The 17,655-nt window shown below is 66.0% G+C and carries 14 protein-coding genes; 6 read left to right on the top strand and 8 right to left on the bottom strand.

Going from position 1 to position 17,655, the window contains the following annotated elements:
* Nucleotides 1–46 precede the first annotated feature (46 nt).
* The 3 genes from O6P39_RS02050 (at nucleotide 47) to O6P39_RS02040 (ending at nucleotide 4,480) form a co-directional block, all read left to right on the top strand.
* Nucleotides 47–1,960 carry a methyl-accepting chemotaxis protein gene (locus O6P39_RS02050; protein WP_275609823.1) on the top strand — a complete coding sequence of 638 codons (1,914 nt, stop codon included), beginning with the start codon at nucleotides 47–49 and terminating at the stop codon, nucleotides 1,958–1,960.
* Nucleotides 1,961–2,374: 414 nt separating this feature from the next.
* The gene (locus O6P39_RS02045; protein WP_275609822.1) at nucleotides 2,375–3,952 is read left to right on the top strand and encodes a methyl-accepting chemotaxis protein; all 1,578 of its coding nucleotides are present in this window, start codon (nucleotides 2,375–2,377) and stop codon (nucleotides 3,950–3,952) included.
* 99 nt (nucleotides 3,953–4,051) lie between these two features.
* Nucleotides 4,052–4,480 carry a UPF0158 family protein gene (locus O6P39_RS02040; protein WP_275609821.1) on the top strand — a complete coding sequence of 143 codons (429 nt, stop codon included), beginning with the start codon at nucleotides 4,052–4,054 and terminating at the stop codon, nucleotides 4,478–4,480.
* Between the two features lie 166 nt (nucleotides 4,481–4,646).
* On the opposite strand, the gene O6P39_RS02035 is transcribed toward O6P39_RS02040, so the two are convergent.
* From O6P39_RS02035 to mexA, 3 genes are read right to left on the bottom strand one after another with little or no spacing between them, the layout of a single operon-like run.
* A complete protein-coding gene (locus tag O6P39_RS02035) occupies nucleotides 4,647–6,095 on the bottom strand; it encodes an AdeC/AdeK/OprM family multidrug efflux complex outer membrane factor (protein WP_275609820.1) in 1,449 nt (482 codons plus the stop codon).
* A gap of 1 nt (nucleotide 6,096) precedes the next feature.
* Complete coding sequence (locus tag O6P39_RS02030) at nucleotides 6,097–9,240, bottom strand: efflux RND transporter permease subunit (protein WP_275609819.1); 3,144 nt, start codon at nucleotides 9,238–9,240, stop codon at nucleotides 6,097–6,099.
* A 15-nt stretch (nucleotides 9,241–9,255) separates the two neighbouring features.
* Complete coding sequence (gene mexA, locus O6P39_RS02025; RefSeq protein WP_275609818.1) at nucleotides 9,256–10,413, bottom strand: multidrug efflux RND transporter periplasmic adaptor subunit MexA; 1,158 nt, start codon at nucleotides 10,411–10,413, stop codon at nucleotides 9,256–9,258.
* A gap of 269 nt (nucleotides 10,414–10,682) precedes the next feature.
* Between mexA and O6P39_RS02020 the strand changes: the two genes are divergently transcribed.
* Entirely contained in the window at nucleotides 10,683–11,117 is a 435-nt protein-coding gene (locus O6P39_RS02020; protein ID WP_275609817.1) for a MarR family transcriptional regulator, read from the top strand.
* Nucleotides 11,118–11,169: 52 nt separating this feature from the next.
* Here the strand turns inward: O6P39_RS02020 and O6P39_RS02015 are convergent, their stop codons facing one another.
* From O6P39_RS02015 to O6P39_RS02005, 3 genes are all read right to left on the bottom strand, one after another.
* The gene (locus O6P39_RS02015; protein WP_275609816.1) at nucleotides 11,170–11,745 is read right to left on the bottom strand and encodes a YceI family protein; all 576 of its coding nucleotides are present in this window, start codon (nucleotides 11,743–11,745) and stop codon (nucleotides 11,170–11,172) included.
* A 27-nt stretch (nucleotides 11,746–11,772) separates the two neighbouring features.
* The gene (locus O6P39_RS02010; protein WP_275609815.1) at nucleotides 11,773–12,327 is read right to left on the bottom strand and encodes a cytochrome b; all 555 of its coding nucleotides are present in this window, start codon (nucleotides 12,325–12,327) and stop codon (nucleotides 11,773–11,775) included.
* Between the two features lie 178 nt (nucleotides 12,328–12,505).
* Entirely contained in the window at nucleotides 12,506–13,993 is a 1,488-nt protein-coding gene (locus tag O6P39_RS02005) for a flavin monoamine oxidase family protein (RefSeq protein WP_275609814.1), read from the bottom strand.
* A 191-nt stretch (nucleotides 13,994–14,184) separates the two neighbouring features.
* On the opposite strand from O6P39_RS02005, the gene O6P39_RS02000 reads away from it, so the two are divergent.
* Together O6P39_RS02000 and O6P39_RS01995 are read left to right on the top strand one after the other, a co-directional pair.
* On the top strand, nucleotides 14,185–15,588 hold the full coding sequence (locus O6P39_RS02000; RefSeq protein ID WP_275609813.1) for an adenosylmethionine--8-amino-7-oxononanoate transaminase: 1,404 nt from the start codon (nucleotides 14,185–14,187) through the stop codon (nucleotides 15,586–15,588).
* Between the two features lie 65 nt (nucleotides 15,589–15,653).
* Nucleotides 15,654–16,373 carry a 16S rRNA (uracil(1498)-N(3))-methyltransferase gene (locus O6P39_RS01995; protein ID WP_275609812.1) on the top strand — a complete coding sequence of 240 codons (720 nt, stop codon included), beginning with the start codon at nucleotides 15,654–15,656 and terminating at the stop codon, nucleotides 16,371–16,373.
* A 121-nt stretch (nucleotides 16,374–16,494) separates the two neighbouring features.
* Here O6P39_RS01995 and O6P39_RS01990 read toward each other — a convergent pair whose 3' ends face one another.
* Both O6P39_RS01990 and O6P39_RS01985 read right to left on the bottom strand, forming a co-directional pair.
* Nucleotides 16,495–17,109 carry a LysE family transporter gene (locus tag O6P39_RS01990; protein ID WP_275609811.1) on the bottom strand — a complete coding sequence of 205 codons (615 nt, stop codon included), beginning with the start codon at nucleotides 17,107–17,109 and terminating at the stop codon, nucleotides 16,495–16,497.
* Nucleotides 17,110–17,150: 41 nt separating this feature from the next.
* Entirely contained in the window at nucleotides 17,151–17,651 is a 501-nt protein-coding gene (locus tag O6P39_RS01985; RefSeq protein WP_275609810.1) for a chemotaxis protein CheW, read from the bottom strand.
* Nucleotides 17,652–17,655 lie beyond the last annotated feature (4 nt).

The raw sequence follows: 17,655 nt of genomic DNA, 5'->3' as shown, positions 1-17,655 counted from the left end.
CTCAGCCATGCGTACCGGCCCTGTTCATCGCTGGAGCCCCACCGCCATGTTCCGCTGGTTCAACAACCTGACTGTCAAACTCAAACTCGCCGCAGGCTTCGGCCTGGTGCTGTTGCTCACCCTGCTGATCGCCCTCACCGGCTGGATCAACCTGGGCAACGTGATCAACCGTGGCGACAAGCTCGGCGAGATTTCCGAGCTGGTGGCCGGCGCCAAGGACCTGCGCATCGCCCGCCTGAAGTTCCAGTCCACCCGCGCGCCGGAAGACGCCAAGCTGGTGGTCGACGCCCTGGACCAGCTGGACCAGCGCCACAAGGCCCTCTACGACAAGTTCAGCGAAGCGCAGGACCGCCGCAAGCTGGACCAGCAGCATGAGCTGTCCGCGGAGTACCGCCGGCTGTATGACGAACTGCTGAAGTCCTTCGCGGCCCGTGACGCCGCCAAGCAGAACCTCATCCGCAATGCCGCGCTCATCACCGGCGGCCTGGAGAAGGCCGAGCAGAAACTGGTCGCCAATGGCAGCAGCGAAAGCCTGCAGCAACTGCAGGCACTGGCCAGCCTGGGCCGCCAGGTGATGGCAGCACGCTTCCAGGTGCTTGCCTACACCAGCGTCGACAATCCCGCGCTGGAAAATACCGCCGTCGACGGCCTCCAGCAGGCCACCCAGGCCGTACAAACGGGCATGCAGCATGCTCCCGCCGACCTGGCCGCCGACTACCAGAGCGCCCTCGATGCCCTGGCCGCCTACCGCGCGGCACTCGATACCTACCGCACCGAGGTCAACGCCAGCCAGGCCGCCCGTGATCGCATGCGCGACGCGGGCGTGCAGATCGAGAAGATCAGCAATGAACTCACCGTCAGCGAAACCGCCAAGCGCGATGCCGGCGTCGCCCAGGCCAAGACCCTGCTCGGCCTCTCCGCGCTGATCGCCCTGGTGCTGGGCCTAATCGCTGCCTGGATCATCACCGGGCAGATCGTCAATCCGCTGCGCGAGGTGCTGGGCCACGCCGAACGCATCGCCGACGGCGATCTCTCTCGCGACATCCACACCAGTCGCTCCGACGAGCTGGGCCAGTTGCAGAAGAGCATGCAGCGTATGAACCTGTCCCTGCGCGAGCTGATCGGCCGCATCCACGACGGCGTGACGCAGATCGCCAGCGCGGCCGAGGAGCTTTCCGCGGTCACCGAGCAGACCAGTGCCGGGGTCAACAACCAGAAGACCGAGACCGACCAGGTCGCCACCGCCATGAACGAAATGGCCGCCACCGTGCAGGAAGTCGCGCGCAACGCCGAGGAGGCCTCCGAGGCCGCCTCCGCCGCCGACCGCCAGGCCCGCGACGGCGAAGGTGCGGTGAACGAGGCCGTGGGGCAGATGGACCGCCTGGCCGGCGAGGTCGACCGCTCCAACGAGTCGGTGCTCAAGCTCAAGCGGGAAAGCGAGAAGATCGGCAGCGTGCTGGACGTGATCAAGGCGGTGGCCGAACAGACCAACCTGCTGGCGCTCAACGCCGCCATCGAAGCCGCCCGCGCTGGCGACGCCGGCCGTGGTTTCGCCGTGGTGGCCGACGAGGTACGTGCCCTGGCGCAGCGCACCCAATCCTCCACCGAGGAAATCGAGGAGCTGATCGCCGGCCTGCAGAGCGGCACCCAGCAGGCCGTGCAGATGATGGAAACCAGCCGCGAGCTGACCGTCAGCACCGTCGACCTGACCCGCCGCGCCGGCGAGCGCCTGGGCGCCATCACCCGCACCGTGTCGACCATCCAGTCGATGAACCAGCAGATTGCCGCCGCCTCCGAGCAGCAGAGCGCCGTGGCCGAGGAGATCAACCGCAGCGTGATGAACGTGCGCGACATCTCCGAGCAGACCGCCGCCGCCAGCGAGGAAACCGCCGCTTCCAGCATGGAGCTGGCGCGCCTGGGCAACGAACTGCAGATGCTGGTCAGCCGCTTCCGCGTCTGATTCCTGCCGTGCTGAAGAAGGCCCGCGCAATGCGGGCCTTTCTCTTTCCGTAGGGCGTACAACCGTTCGCGATCGTACGCCGATACACCGTGATCGTCGGTTGGCGCATGGAGGTGGTTCGAAGCGCTCGGTGACTGCTTTCCGGTCGAAGTCCGTATGGCCGGATGACAAGGCCAGGCGGCGTATAACGTCGAACGTTATACGCCCTACATTCCTGGGGGGCTTCTCGTAGGGCATGCGGGCGTCGCCACGAACATATCGTGACCATATCCGACCTTTAGTTTCCGAAATAGCCGCCGATACTCTCTGGCGCACACAGATGCGCCCCGAGAAAATCCGCCTCACCTGCCCCATCCCGATCCTCCCTGCCCCGGGCCGTCGATCCCGTGGCGAAGCCTTTCTGGAGCTTTCGACATGTACGATTGGTTAGTAGTCCAGCTGGGACGTCTCAACGTCAGCCTCAAGCTGGTGGTGGGATTCGGCATCCTCCTGTTCCTCACGCTGCTGGTCCTGCTCGGCGGCCTGCGCAGCCTGGACAACCAGACCCAACGCGGTGAGCAACTGGCGACCATCGCCGAGCTGGGCAATCTCAGCCAGCAGGCCAACCTCGCCCGCCTGCAGTTCGAACTGGGTGGCGACCGCGCCCAGGCTGAGCGGGTCGAGCAGCACAGCACGAAGATGCTGACGCTGATCGAGCAGCGCCTGAGCGGCAGCGACATCGATGCAGACAAGCTGAACGCCATACGCCAGACCGTGACCGGCTATCAAACGGCCTTCAACGGCCTGACCGGCGCAGGGGGCAGCGCCTCGCAGCAAGCGCGTCAGGCCCTGGACGCCGCCAGCCAGGCGATGCTCGGCGCCAGCACCCGCCTGTACGACGACACCCTGCAACGCAACGCGGCGGAAACCGCCGCCGCCAAGACCCGGTTGATCCTCATCGCCGTGCTGGCCCTGGCTTTCGGCCTGCTCTCCGGCTGGGCCATTAACCGGCAGATCGTCCGCCCGCTGCACGAGGCGCTGGAGCTGGCCGAGTACATTGCAGAAGGCGACCTGTCGCGGAGCCTGGCGCGTGACCTGAACGTGCAACGCCCGGACGAACTGGGGCAGTTGCAGCGCGTCATGCTGCGCATGCGCGAGAACCTGGCCCGACTGATCGGCCAACTCAGCGGCAGCGTCGGCCAGCTGGCCACGGCCGCCGACGAGCTTTCGGCGGTCACCGAGCAGACCCGTGCCGGGGTCAATGCCCAGCGGGTGGAGACCGAGCAGGTGGCCAGCGCCATCCACGAGATGGCCGCCACCGTGCAGGAAGTCGCGCGCAACGCCGAACAGGCCTCCGCCGCCGCGCTGCAGGCCGACCAGCAGGCCCGCCAGGGCGACCAGGTGGTGCAGGATGCGGTGGCGCAGATCGACCGCCTGGCCAGCGAGGTGGATCGCTCCGCCGAGGCCATGGAGTCGCTGCGCAAGGAGAGCGAGAAGATCGGCAGCGTACTGGACGTGATCAAGTCGGTGGCCGAGCAGACCAACCTGCTGGCGCTCAACGCCGCCATCGAAGCGGCTCGCGCCGGCGAGGCCGGGCGTGGCTTCGCCGTGGTGGCCGACGAAGTGCGCGCCCTGGCCCGGCGCACCCAGCAGTCCACCGAGGAGATCGAGGGCCTGATCGCCGGCCTGCAGCGCGGCGCACAGGATGCAGCACAGCGCATGGACGGCAGCCGTCGCCTGACCGGCAGCTCGGTGGAACTGACGCGCCGTGCCGGCGAAGCACTGAGCACCATTGCCCGCACCGTGGCGGACATCCAGGGCATGAACCTGCAGATCGCCTCCGCCGCCGAACAGCAGAGCAGCGTGGCCGAGGAGATCAACCGCAGCGTGGTGCAGGTCCGCGAGATCGCCGACCAGTCCGCCGCCGCCAGCGAGCAGACCGCCAGCTCCAGCACCGAACTGGCGCGCCTGGGCAACGAGCTGCAACTGCAGGTGGCACGCTTCCGTCTGTGAACCCGAACCGGTCGGTGCTCCCGCGCCGACCGGCAATGGCAGGACAGTTGTCATCCGCATGGCGTAGCATCAGTGACTCGCCACTTTGGGAGAGTGACCATGCGCCCGCTGACCATCGACCTCGACGAACTGGCCTTCGCGCTCGATACCCAGGGGATCGATCATTACCTGGACCTCTTCAGTGGCCAGGTGCTGCTGATTCCCGAAGACGATCCCGACCCGGAGCTGGCCGAACTGCTGCACCGCGAGCCGGAGCGCCTGCTGCCCATCGAGCCGCTGAGCAGCGGCCAGTCGCTGGAGCTGATGCGCGACTTCCTGCGCGAGGTGCCCGATCCCCATGCCTACTCCGCCCTGGCCAATGCCATCGAAGGGCGCAAGCCGTTCAAGGCTTTCCGCCATGTGCTGATGGGCTACCCCGAGCTGCTGCAGGCCTGGTACGCCTACCAGGCCGAACGCTTGCGCGAGTGCGCGCTGGATTGGCTGGCCGACAACCATATCCAGCCGGCGACGCGCAGCGCGATGCTCTAGTCCGGCGGGTTCGCGGGCAAGCTCGCTCCTACGAAGAGCACGGAGGCCGGCCCCTGTAGGAGCGAGCTTGCTCGCGAACCAAACTCCGACGCCCGGCGCCCGCCATTTCTGCACAAACAAAAACGCCGCCCCGAAGGGCGGCGTTTTCATTTCCAACCGGGAGCGATCAGCCCTTGGGCGCCTCGTCCTTGATCGGCTTGGCTTCCGCCGCCGTCGCCTGCCAGCCGCCGCCGAGGGCCTTGTACAGGTTGACCTCGCTGGTCAGCTGATTCAGGCGATCGCTGATCAGCTGCTGCTGGGCACTGAACAGCGAGCGCTGTGCATCGAGCAGGGTCAGGTAGTTGTCCACGCCGGTGCGGTAGCGCTTGTCGGCCAGGCGATAGTAGCGATCGCTGGCTTCCACCAACGCACGCTGCGCCTGCAGCTGCTCGCCGAAGGTGCCGCGGGCGGCGAGGCCGTCGGCGACCTCGGAGAAGGCCGTCTGGATGGCTTTCTCGTACTGCGCCACGTTGATGTCCTTCTGCACCTTGGCCAGGTCCAGGCTGGCGCGCAGGGCGCCGGCGTTGAAGATCGGCAGGCTGATGGACGGCTGGAACAGCCAGCTGCCGGAACCGGCGTCGAACAGACCGGAGAGATCCGGGCTGAGACTGCCGGCATTGGCAGTCAGGCTGATGCTGGGGAAGAACGCCGCGCGCGCCGCGCCGATATTGGCATTGGCGGCCTTGAGCTGGTGCTCCGCCTGGAGAATGTCCGGACGGCGCTGCAGCAGGTCGGAAGGCAGCCCCGCCGGTACGCTGGCCAGCAGTTCGTCGTCCAGGCCCCTGCCTTGAGGCAGGTCGGCCGGCAGGCCGGAACCGAGCAGCAGCACCAGGGCGTTCTGGTCCTGGGCGACCAGGCGCGTGTACTGCATCGAGATCGCGCGGGCGCGCTCCACCGAGGTCTGCGACTGGCTCAGGTCCAGCGCCGAGGCGGCACCCACCTCGTAGCTGCGCTTGGTCAGGTCGTAGCTCTTCTGGTAGGTGGCCAGGGTATTGCGAGCCAGCTCCAGCTGGGCCTGGTCGGCGCGCAGCGTCAGGTAGGCGTTGGCGACGTTGGCCACCAGACTGGTCTGGGTGCTGCGGCGTGCTTCCTCGCTGGCGAAGTACTGTTCCAGCGCCTGGTCGCGCAGGGCGCGCAGGCGGCCGAACAGGTCGATCTCCCAGGCGGTGACGCCCAGGGTCGCGCCGTACTGGCTGCTGATCGTCGAGCTGCCGGTCTGCGACAACCTGCCCGGCACGTGCTGGCGCGAACCACTGACACCGGCATCCACCGCCGGGAACAGGTCGGCCCGCTGGATGCGGTACTGCGCCCGGTAGGCTTCGATGTTCAGCGCGGCCACGCGCAGGTCACGGTTGTTTTCCAGCGACACTTCGATCAGCCGCTGCAGCTGCGGGTCCTTGAAGAACTCGCGCCAGCCGATGTCGGCGCCAGCGTTGGCCGGTTTTGCCGCATCGTAGGCTTCGCCCTGCGGATAGGCCGCGGCCACGGGCGCCTCGGGGCGCTCGTAGTCGGGGATCAGCGAGCAGCCCGAAAGCACGGCTGCCGCTACAGCGAGGGACAGGAAGGACTTTCTCATATCAATGCCCCTTCTCGGTGGCGTCCTGTTCCTTGGACGCAGCGTCCTTGAACAGGGTACTGACCACCACGTAGAACAACGGCACCCAGAAGATCGCCAGGACGGTCGCGGTGACCATGCCGCCGATCACACCGGTACCAATCGCGTGCTGGCTGCCGGAGCCGGCGCCAGAGGAGATCGCCAGCGGCACCACGCCGAGGATGAACGCCAGGGAGGTCATGACAATCGGACGCAGACGCATCCGGCACGCCTCGATGGCCGCATCGACGATGCGCTTGCCCTCGCGCTCGTGCAGCTCCTTGGCGAATTCCACGATGAGGATCGCGTTCTTCGCCGACAGGCCGATGGTGGTCAACAGGCCCACCTGGAAGAACACGTCGTTGGACAGGCCGCGCATGGAGGTCGCCAGCAGTGCACCGATCACACCCAGCGGCACCACCAGCATCACCGAGAACGGAATCGACCAGCTCTCGTACAGCGCCGCCAGGCAGAGGAACACCACGATCAGCGACAGGGCATAGAGCGCCGGGGCCTGGGAGCCGGACAGCCGTTCCTCGTAGGACAGGCCGGTCCAGGCATAGCCAACGCCCTTGGGCAGTTGCTGGACGATCTCCTCGACCGCCGCCATGGCCTCACCGGTACTGCGGCCCGGAGCCGGCTCACCGAGGATTTCCATGGCCGGCACGCCGTTGTAGCGCGCAAGCTTGGGCGAGCCGTAGCTCCACTCGCCGGTGGCGAAGGCGCTGAACGGCACCATCTCGCCCTTGTCGTTGCGCACGTACCACTTGTCCAGGTCTTCCGGGCTCATCCGCGCATTCGGGCGACCCTGCAGGTAGACCTTCTTCACCCGGCCACGGTCGATGAAGTCGTTGACGTAGTTCGAGCCCCAGGCGATGGACAGCGTGCTGTTGATGTCGGCGAGGGACAGGCCCAGCGCACTGGCCTTCTCGTCATCGATCAGCAGCTTGTACTGCGGCTCGTCGTTCAGGCCGTTGGGACGCACGCGCTGCAGCGCCGGGTGCTTCGCCGCGAGCCCCAGGAACTGGTTGCGCGCCTGCATCAGCACGTCGTGACCGACGCCCGCCTGGTCCTGGAGGAAGATGTCGAAGCCCACGGCGTTACCCAGTTCGAGCACCGCCGGCGGGGCGAAGGCGAACACCATCGCGTCCTTGAAGCTGAAGAAGTGCTGCTGGGCGCGCTGGGCCAGGGCGAACACGCTGTTCTCCGCACCCGGGCGCTCTTCCCATGGTTTGAGCATGATGAACGCCATGCCCGAACTCTGGCCACGGCCAGCGAAGTTGAAGCCGGTCACGGTGAACACCGAGGCCACCGAGCTGCTTTCCTTGTCCAGCAGGTATTCGCGCATGGAGTCCACCACCACCTGGGTGCGCTCTGCGGACGAGCCGGCCGGGGTCTGCACCTGGGCGAACAGCACGCCCTGGTCCTCGTCGGGGAGGAACGCGGTGGGGATGCGAGTGAACAGGTAGACCATGCCGCCGAGGATCAGCACGTACATCAGCAGGTAGGGGATGCGGTGCTTGAGGATCGACGCCACGCCACGCTCGTAACCGTGGGTGGTGGACAGGAACATGCGGTTGAACCAGCCGAAGAAGCCCCGCTTGTGCTCGCCATGGTCGCCCTTCTCGATGGGCTTGAGCATGGTGGCGCAGAGCGCCGGGGTCAGGATCAGCGCCACCAGCACCGACAGGGCCATGGCCGAGACGATGGTGATGGAGAACTGCCGATAGATCACCCCGGTGGAACCGCCGAAGAATGCCATCGGCAGGAACACCGCCGAGAGCACCAGGGCGATACCCACCAGCGCGCCCTGGATCTGTCCCATGGACTTGCGCGCGGCTTCCTTGGGCGACAGGCCTTCCTCGGCCATCACCCGCTCGACGTTCTCCACCACGACGATGGCGTCGTCCACCAACAGGCCGATCGCCAGCACCATGCCGAACATGGTCAGGGTGTTGATCGAGAAGCCGAAGGCGGCGAGCACGCCGAAGGTGCCCAGCAGCACCACCGGCACGGCGATCGTCGGGATCAGCGTGGCGCGGAAGTTCTGCAGGAACAGGTACATCACCAGGAACACCAGCAGGATCGCTTCGCCCAGGGTCTTGACCACCTCATGGATGGAGGCGGAGACCACCGGGGTGGTGTCGTACGGGTAGACGATCTTCATGCCCTGCGGGAAGAACGGCTCCAGGGTCTTCAAGGTGGAGCGGATCGCCTTGGCGGTGTCCAGCGCGTTGGCGCCGGTGGCCAGCTTGATCGCGATACCCGAGGCCGGCTTGCCGTTGAACTGGGCGTTGATGCTGTAGTCCTGGCCACCCAGGGCCACGTCGGCGACGTCCTTCAGGCGAACCTGGGAGCCGTCGGCGTTGACCTTGAGGAGGATTTCCTTGAACTGCTCGGCGCTCTGCAGGCGGGTCTTGCCGATGATGGTGGCGTTGAGCTGCTGCCCCTTGAGCGCGGGCAGGCCGCCCAACTGGCCGGAGGAGATCTGCACGTTCTGCGCCTGGATCGCCGCCTTCACGTCGGCCGGGGTCATCTGGAAGCTGTTGAGCTTGGCCGGGTCCAGCCAGATGCGCATGGCGTACTGCGAACCGAACACCTGGAAGTCGCCCACACCAGCGGTCCGCGACAGCGGGTCCTGGATGTTGGAGACGATGTAGTTCGACAGGTCTTCCTTGGTCATGCTGCCGTCGGTGGAGACAACGCCGACCACCATCAGGAAGTTCTTCACCGCCTTGGTCACGCGGATGCCCTGCTGCTGCACTTCCTGCGGCAGGAGCGGCGTGGCCAGCTGCAGCTTGTTCTGCACCTGGACCTGGGCGATGTCAGGGCTGGTGCCCTGGTCGAAGGTCACGGTGATGGTCATGCTGCCGTCGGAGTTGGACTCCGAGGAGATGTAGCGCAGATGGTCGAGACCGTTCATCTGCTGCTCGATGACCTGCACCACGGTGTCCTGCACCGTTTCGGCGGAGGCACCGGGGTAGGCGACCTGGATGGCGATGGCCGGCGGTGCGATGGCCGGATACTGGTTCACCGGCAGCTTGAGGATCGACAGACCGCCCGCCAGCATGATCACCAGGGCGATCACCCAGGCGAAGATGGGCCGGTCAATGAAAAACTTCGACATTACGAATCCCCTTGATTAACCCTGCTTGGCCGGCTGTGCGGCGGCGGGCTTGTCGGCGGCGCCGGCGGAGGGCGCCACGTTCTTCGCGGGTACGGCCTTGGCCTGGACGCCCGGCTGGACGTATTGCAGGCCCTCGGTGATCAGGCGGTCGCCTGGCTTCAAGCCGTCGCTGACCAGCCAGTAGGCGCCCACGGTGCGCTCGGCCTTGAGAGTGCGCTGCTCGACCTTGTCGCCCTCACCCAGCACCAGCGCGGTGGCCTGGCCACGGAAATCGCGGGTCACGCCCTGCTGCGGAGCGAGGATGGCCTGCTTCTTCACGCCTTCCTGCAGCTGTGCGTGGACGAACATGCCCGGCAGCAGCTCCTTGTTCGGGTTGGGGAAGATCGCACGCACGGTGACCGAGCCGGTGCCCTGGTCGACCGACACTTCGGAGAACTCCAGCTTGCCCTCCAGCGGGTACTCCGAGCCGTCTTCCAGGTAGAGCTTGACCTTGGCGGCGTTGTCGCCGGCCTTCTCCAGCTGTCCGGCGGCCAGCTCGCGGCGCAGGCGGATCAGCGCAGTGGTGGGCTGGGTCACGTCGACGTAGATCGGGTCCAGCTGCTGCACGGTGGCCATCGCGGTGGCCTGGCCGTTCTGCACCAGCGCGCCCTCGGTCACCGAGGAGCGGCCGATGCGGCCGGAGATCGGCGAGTAGACCTTGGTGTAGCGTACGTTGATCTTGGCGTTGTCCACCGTGGCCTTGGCCTGCAGGTAGGCGGCCTGGGCGTCGGCGTACTGCTGCTTGCTCACCGCCTCGTCCTTCACCAGCTCCTTGTAGCGCTCAGCCTGCTGCTGGGTGGATACCAGGTTCGCCTGGGCACTCTGCAGGGTCGCTTCGTAGGTGGCCGGGTCGATCTGGTACAGCTGCTGGCCTTCCTTGACGTCACTGCCTTCCTTGAACAGGCGCTTGAGGATGATGCCGTTCACCTGCGGGCGAACCTCGGCGATGCGATAGGCAGTCGTACGGCCGGGCAGCTCGGTGCTCAGGGTCACCTCCTGCGACTGCAGGGTCACCACCCCGACTTCGGGGATCGGGTGCTCCTGCGGAGCCGCGCTCTTGTCACAGCCGGCAAGGGTGGCCATGGCGACGAGCAGGGCCGGAACCAGGGCGCGCATGGCTGGCTTTCGTTGCATATCGTTGTCCTCGTGAGCAAAGCATCCGGGGTGGCGCTGGGCTTGCCGGTCCGGAAAAGCTGGCAAAAATACTTACATTCATTAGTGTCTGTAAACGTCCGAAAGCCCTGAGGGAAAACTACTGAAACGATTTAGCTATTGGCCGAATTCGCAGTAGGTTTCCCGCAGGGCGGACGCCTGACAGCATAAAGTTGATAACATCAACTAAAATAAGAAAAATGGTTGATCCAATCAACCGGATTTACATTCCTTTTACCGTGACCGCGCCGATGACCCATACCGTGAATCCCGAGCTGCCGCAGGCCCTGATGAAGGTCTTCGACCACCTGCGCGAAAGCATCCAGGACCAGCTGTACGCCGAAGGTATCGACCTCGCGCCGCCGGACATCCGCCTGCTCGAACTGATCGCCGCCGATGCCGGACAGAGCCTGCAGAGCCTGGGCCGCAAGCTGTGCCGCGACAAGGCGCTGGTCACCCGCAAGATTCGCGAGATGGAAGCGCTCGGACTGGTCCGCCGCGAGCGCAACCCCGGCGACCAACGCAGCTTCCAGCTGTTCCTCACCGAGGCCGGACGGACAGTCGAGTCCCGCACCCAGGCCATCCTCGCACGCACCCATGACGCTCTGTTTGCGCCGCTGGACGATGCCCAGCAACAGTTGCTCACCCACTTGCTCCAGGAGTGCCTGCCAGGCCGCACGGAGTGAGGTGCACAAACGAAAACGCCGGCATTTGCCGGCGTTTTCGCACTGAAGCGTCTTACTGACGCACCCCTTCGACCGACAGGGTCAGCTCCACTTCCTGGGAAGCCGGGCCGAGGTCGCGCTGAATGTTGAAGTCCTTCAGCTTGAGGGTGGTGGTGCCGATGAAGCCGGCACGGTAGCCGCCCCACGGGTCGTCGCCCTGGCCAACCAACTCGGCCTTGATGGTGACCGGCTTGGTCACGCCATTCAGGGTCAGGTTGCCGGTGATCTCGGCGTTCTTGCCATCGGCCTTCACGGCGGTGGACTCGAAGGTCGCGGTCGGGTTCTTCGAAACGTTGAGGAAGTCCGCGCTGCGCAGGTGCTTGTCACGCTCGGCGTGGTTGGAGTTCACGCTGTTGGTGTTGATGGTCACCTTGACCTTGTCGGCGGACGGGTTCTTCTCGTCGAAGGTGAAGGCACCGTCGAAGTCGTCGAAACGGCCATACAGCCAGCTGTAGCCCAGGTGCTTGATGCGGAACTCGATGAAGGCGTGCTGGCCTTCCTTGTCGATCTTGTAGTCCGCGGCCATGGCTTGGCCGGCGGAGAGCAGAGCGGTGCCCAGAGCCAGCGCGGCGAAGGTCTTCTTCAGCATTGAACAATCTCCCTGTGAGTGAGGTTTTTACTTCGCGGCGCGGCCGAGCATGCGTGTCAGCGTGGCGTCGCGATCGATGAAATGGTGTTTGAGGGCCGCCAGGGCGTGCAGCACGGCCAGCACCACCAGTGCCCAGGCCAGGTACAGGTGGATGACGCCCGCTACATCGGCCTGGTCGGGCAGCCCGCTGAGGGTGGCGGGCACGTCGAACCAGCCGAACACACTGATCGGCTTACCTTCGGCGGTGGAGATCAGGTAGCCGGCGATCATTGCGGTGAACAACAGACCATACAGGCCGAGGTGGCCCAGCGTGGTCGCCAGCCGGGTGTTCCGGCCATGGCTGGCCGGGGCCGGCGGCGGCGGGCTGACGAAACGCCAGAGCACGCGCAGAACCAGCGCGATGAGCAGCAGGATGCCGATGCCTTTGTGGATTTCCGGAGCGCGGTGGTACCAGGTGTCGTAGTAGTCCAGCTCGCGCATCCACAGGCCCAGGCCGAACAGGCCGAAGACCACCAGCGCACTGCCCCAGTGCAGGAACAGGCTGACCAGTCCGTAGCGGGAGGGGGAATTACGCCATTGCATCGATCAACATCCTTGAAAAACGGAGGTTCAAGACTAACGGCAAATCCATCGAATAAAAGTGGAAAATCCTGCTTTGAAACATCGATTCACAAGATAGATTGCCGGTGAAAGGGGCGTACCAGAGCCCCAGAAACAACAATGCCGGCTTTCGCCGGCATTGTGTGTAGGACGCTTCCGATCAGAACGGCAGCCAGGACAGGATGCCCTTCTTCTCACCCTTGGCGGCCGGAGCCTCACCAGCGGCCGGCTTGCTGTCGGCCACGGCCATCTTGCCTTCCAGCACCGGCGTCTTGCCGGCATACAGGTCGCGGACCTGGCTGGCGGCGCGCTTGCCGCTGCGCAGCGCGCCTTCCAGGGTGCCCGGGTAGAGGGCATCGGTGTGCTCGCCGGCGAAGGCCACGCGGGACACCGGGGTTTCCCAGACGCGCCAGAAGCGGCTGATCTGGCCCGGGCCATAGGCCAGGTAGGAGCCGCCGGTACCGACGTCGGTGCTGTAGCGGCGCATTTCATAGCCGTCGTACGCGCCGCGCATCTTCGGGTAGTACTTGTTCATGCGGATCAGCACCTGCTCCAGCACCTGGCGGTCGCCGAAGGCCTGCATCACGCGGGCGTTGTCGCCGGACAGGTTGATCAGCACGTTGGCGCCGCCCTTGGTGGCGGGCTCGACCCAGATCATGCCCAGACCCTGATCGCTGAAGATTTCACCGGACAGGCGCGACTTGTCGTCCCACACCGGGCGCTTGAACTTCATCAGGATCTGGTCGCGCCAGCCGTAGTTGGTGCCCTTGAGCGCCGCCTGCTGCTTCTCGTTCAGGCTCGGGATCATGGTGATGTTGCCCAGCGCACGCAGCGGCACGGCCAGTACCAGGTAATCGGCGCTGTAGCCGGTGGGGCCGACCTTGACGGTCACGCCGTCCTTGTCCTGGCTGATCGAGGTGACCTTGGCGTTGGTCTTGATGGTCTTGAGCTGCTTGACGAAGCCCTGGGCCAGCACCTGGCTGCCACCCGGCAGACGCGCGGCACGCAGGTCGCGGTCGTCGACATTGCGGTACACGCGGCCCTGCTGGGCGAGGTACAGCAGCGATAGGCGCGACGGTTCGTCATAGCGCGAGCGGATGCGCTGGTTGACCAGCAGGCGAGCGGTCGGCGACAGGTTCAGCTTGTCCAGCCAGCGCGCGGCGTTCATCTGGTCCAGCGCGAACAGGGTCTTGCTCGACAGTGGGTTGAGCGGGTCCTCGATGGAGGCGGCCAGCTCGTCCAGGGACTTCTCGAAGCGCTCCAGATCAGCGGCGACGGCCGGCATCTTCTGCTTCAGGTCGCTGCTGGAGTAATACACGCCGTCGATCAGGTAGCTCGGCGTACGCACGAACTCGGGGGCCGGAACGGCCTTGATCTTCAGGGTATCCAGGTAGCCGTTGAGCGTCGGCTGCACCTTGGCATTGCCGATCCACTCGCTGGTGGCCAGGCCCGAACGACCGCCCACCTGCGGCTTGGCCTCCAGCACGGTGACCTGCCAGCCGGCCTGTTGCAGCTCGTAGGCCGCCGACAGGCCGGCCAGTCCACCGCCGACCACGATGGCCGTCGGCTGTTTGTCCTTGCCCAGCGCCACCGCGCTGAACACCCCCAGAGCGAGCAACGCGGCAGCGCGCAGCCATCCCATTTTCATCGCCAAGCTTCCCCAATTGGTACAAAGGCGCGAAGCATACGTGAGCGCCCGGAAGCCGAATAGCTGTCTTGGTCGGCAACCTGCGACATGTGTCGTAGGACCCGTCCTTGTTCATCTCAATCGCATTGCATAGGCTTGCCCGACCCTCTCAAGCCGCCAGTCAGACGACCAGCCAGATAAGGAGCAGCCCCATGGGCCTGAATGCCGAGTGGATGCAGCGTGATCTCCAGGTGCTGTGGCACCCCTGCACCCAGATGAAAGACCACGAACGCCTGCCGGTGATTCCGATCCGCCGCGGCGAAGGCATCTGGCTGGAGGACTTCGAAGGCAAGCGCTACCTGGATGCGGTCAGCTCCTGGTGGGTCAACGTCTTCGGCCACGCCAACCCGCGCATCAACCAGCGCATCAAGGACCAGGTGGACCAGCTGGAGCACGTGATCCTCGCCGGTTTCAGCCACCAGCCCGTGATCGAGCTGTCCGAGCGCCTGCTGCGTCTGGCCCCGGCGGGGCTGTCCCGGGTGTTCTACGCCGACAGCGGCTCGGCCGGCATCGAGGTGGCGCTGAAGATGAGCTACCACTACTGGCACAACCTCGGCCAGCCGGAGAAGAAACGCTTCATCACCCTGACCAACAGCTACCACGGCGAGACCGTGGCGGCGATGTCGGTGGGCGACGTGGCGCTGTTCACCGAGACCTACAAGTCGCTGCTGATGGACACCATCAAGGTGCCGACGCCCGACTGCTACCTGCGCCCGGAAGGCGTGAGCTGGGAAGAGCACTCGCGGACGATGTTCGCGGCGATGGAGCAGGCACTGGAGCAGCACCATAAGGAAGTCGCGGCGGTCATCGTCGAGCCCCTGGTGCAGGGCGCCGGCGGCATGCGCATGTACCACCCGGTCTACCTCAAGCTGCTCCGCGAAGCCTGCGACCGCTACGGCGTGCACCTGATCCACGACGAGATCGCCGTGGGCTTCGGCCGCACCGGCACCATGTTCGCCTGCGAACAGGCCGGCATCACCCCGGACTTCCTGGTGCTGTCCAAGGCGCTGACCGGCGGCTACCTGGCGATGAGCGCCGTGCTCACCACCGAGAACGTCTACCAGGCGTTCTACGACGACTACGCCACCCTGCGCGCCTTCCTCCACTCGCACACCTACACCGGCAACCCGCTGGCCTGCGCCGCCGCCCTGGCGACCCTGGACATCTTCGAGCAGGACAACGTCATCGAGGCCAACAAGGCCCTGGCGGCGAAGATGGCCAGCGCCACCGCGCACCTGGCCGACCACCCGCATGTCTCGGAAATCCGCCAGACCGGCATGATCCTCGCCATCGAGATGGTCCAGGACAAGGCGACGAAAACCGCCTACCCCTGGCAGGAACGCCGCGGCCTCAAGGTCTTCCAGCACGGCCTGGAACGCGGTGCGCTGCTCCGTCCGCTGGGCAGCGTGGTGTACTTCCTGCCGCCGTACATCATCACCCCCGAACAGATCGACTTCCTCGCCGAAGTCGCCAGTGAAGGCATCGACATCGCCACCCGCGACAGCGTGAGCGTGGCGGTCAGCGAACGCTTCCCCGGGCATCGCGATCCGGGCTGATCGGCTACAAGCGGCAGGCCGAAAGCTTTAAGCTTGCCGCTTTCCCCTTCTGCACCGATACCGCCATGCGCCTCTCCCGCTTCTTCATCGACGCCTCGCTCTCCCTCGGCCAGCACGAGCTGCCCGAAGCCCAGGCCCACTACATCGGCCGCGTGCTGCGCCATTCGGCGGGCGACGCCGTGCAACTGTTCGACGGTTCCGGCCGCGAATACCTGGGCGAGCTGATCGAAGTCGGCAAGAAGACGGTGCGCGTGGAACTGCGTGAAGCATTCGACGGCCAGCCCGAATCGCCGCTGCGCGTGCACCTGGGCCAGGGCCTGTCCCGTGGCGAGCGCATGGACTGGGCGATCCAGAAGGCCACCGAACTGGGCGCCAGCGAGATCACTCCGATCGTCAGCGAACGCTGCGAAGTGCGCCTGAAGGACGAACGCGCCGACAAGCGCATGGCCCATTGGCGCCAGGTGGCGATCAGCGCCTGCGAACAGTGCGGCCGCTCGATGCTGCCGGTGCTCAATGCGCCGGTCACCCTGGCGGAGTGGCTGGAAAGCTGCGGGGCACAGCTCAAGCTGGTGCTGCACCCGGTGGCGGAGCCGCTGACCAGTCATGACAAGCCGCAGAGCCTGGCTTTCCTGATCGGGCCGGAAGGTGGCTTGAGCGATGCAGAGGTGGAACAGGCGAAGTCGGCCGGATTCCATGCGGCGCGACTGGGGCCGCGGGTGCTGCGGACCGAGACCGCGCCGGTGGTTGCGCTGAGCGTGGCACAGCAGCTTTGGGGCGATTTCTAAACGCATCTGCGTTGGGCGGATTCGCGAGCAAGCTCGCTCCTACAGGCAGTCGGCTGGCACGGTGCGCTTTGGGTAGGAGCGAGATTGCTCGCGAACAGCCCCTGCACTGAGCCCCGGCGATTCAGATCCCCCGCAACGCCAACCCCGCCAACACCAGCAGAACCACCCCGCACAACCCATGGCTCACCCGGTGCCAGCGCGGCGAAGCATTGCGCCGCAGCCAGTCCACCAGTGCCGCGCAGAAGAAGCAGCAGAGCACCGAAGCCGTCATGAAACCGGCGAAGAACACCAGCGAGTCCTGCAGCGTCGGCACACCGTCCACCAGACCGGCCATCGCACCACCCAGCGCCCCCCAGTAGACGATGTTCTTCGGGTTCGACAGCGACAGCATGGCCCCGGAAGCGAAGGCGCCGGCGTTGTGCTCGCCAGTCTCGCCCTCCTCCACCACGCCTACGCGACGGGCGTCAGCCAGGCTCTGCACGCCCAGCCAGGCCAGATAGGCCGCGCTGGCCAGGGTCAGCGGCAGGCGCAGCGTCTCGTGGCCCAACAGCAGCGCCAGGCCGGTCAGCCCGATCAACGCCCACACCGCATCGCCGATCAGCGAGCCGAACTGCACCAGCAGCGCCGGACGGAATCCGCCCTTCAAGCCACGCCGCAGGGTTTCGGCCAGCACGGCGCCGGGCGACAGACAGAAGACAATGCCGAACAGCAGCGCGGCAAAGAACAGGGTCAGCATGGATCAGGCGCTCACTTGCAGGCGGATGTGGGGTGCGAGCGTCAGATCAGGCCGGAATCGGCCAGCATCTGCTCCAGCGCGATCAGGTCGGGAATGCGCGCCTGCTCGTCGCCCAGGTTCACCGCATCCAGTTCCAGCCGCGCCAGCGGCACATCGGCGCGCTGCAGGTCGGCGCCGACTTTCAGCGAGCGCGGAATGCCTTGCACCAGCAGGGCAAGGAACTTGACGTTGGGCCGCCCACCGAGGGCGTTGAGCACGAGCACCCGGGCACCGGCGCTGACTTGCGCCTGGCCGCCGGACGCCGCCTCGAAGGACAGCAGCGGCAGGCGCAGGTCGCGCCAGGCCACCTGCCCCAGGTACCAGGACGGCAGGCCGTCCACCGGGTGCGGTGCGCGGTAGGTGATCAGTTCGGCCACCGCCACGTTGGGCAGCAGCAGGTTGCGGCCGGCCAGCGGCACCAGCAGGCCGGTCAGGCTGTCCGGCGCGGCGTTGGTCGCCACGGCGGGCTGGCCACCTTCCTTGACCACGGAAAGATCACTCATCGCA

Source organism: Pseudomonas sp. PSE14, from assembly GCF_029203285.1.
In the GTDB taxonomy this organism is placed as follows: domain Bacteria; phylum Pseudomonadota; class Gammaproteobacteria; order Pseudomonadales; family Pseudomonadaceae; genus Pseudomonas.
Note: the sequence above shows the minus strand (reverse complement) of the source record. Positions and strands in the feature narration are given on the sequence as shown.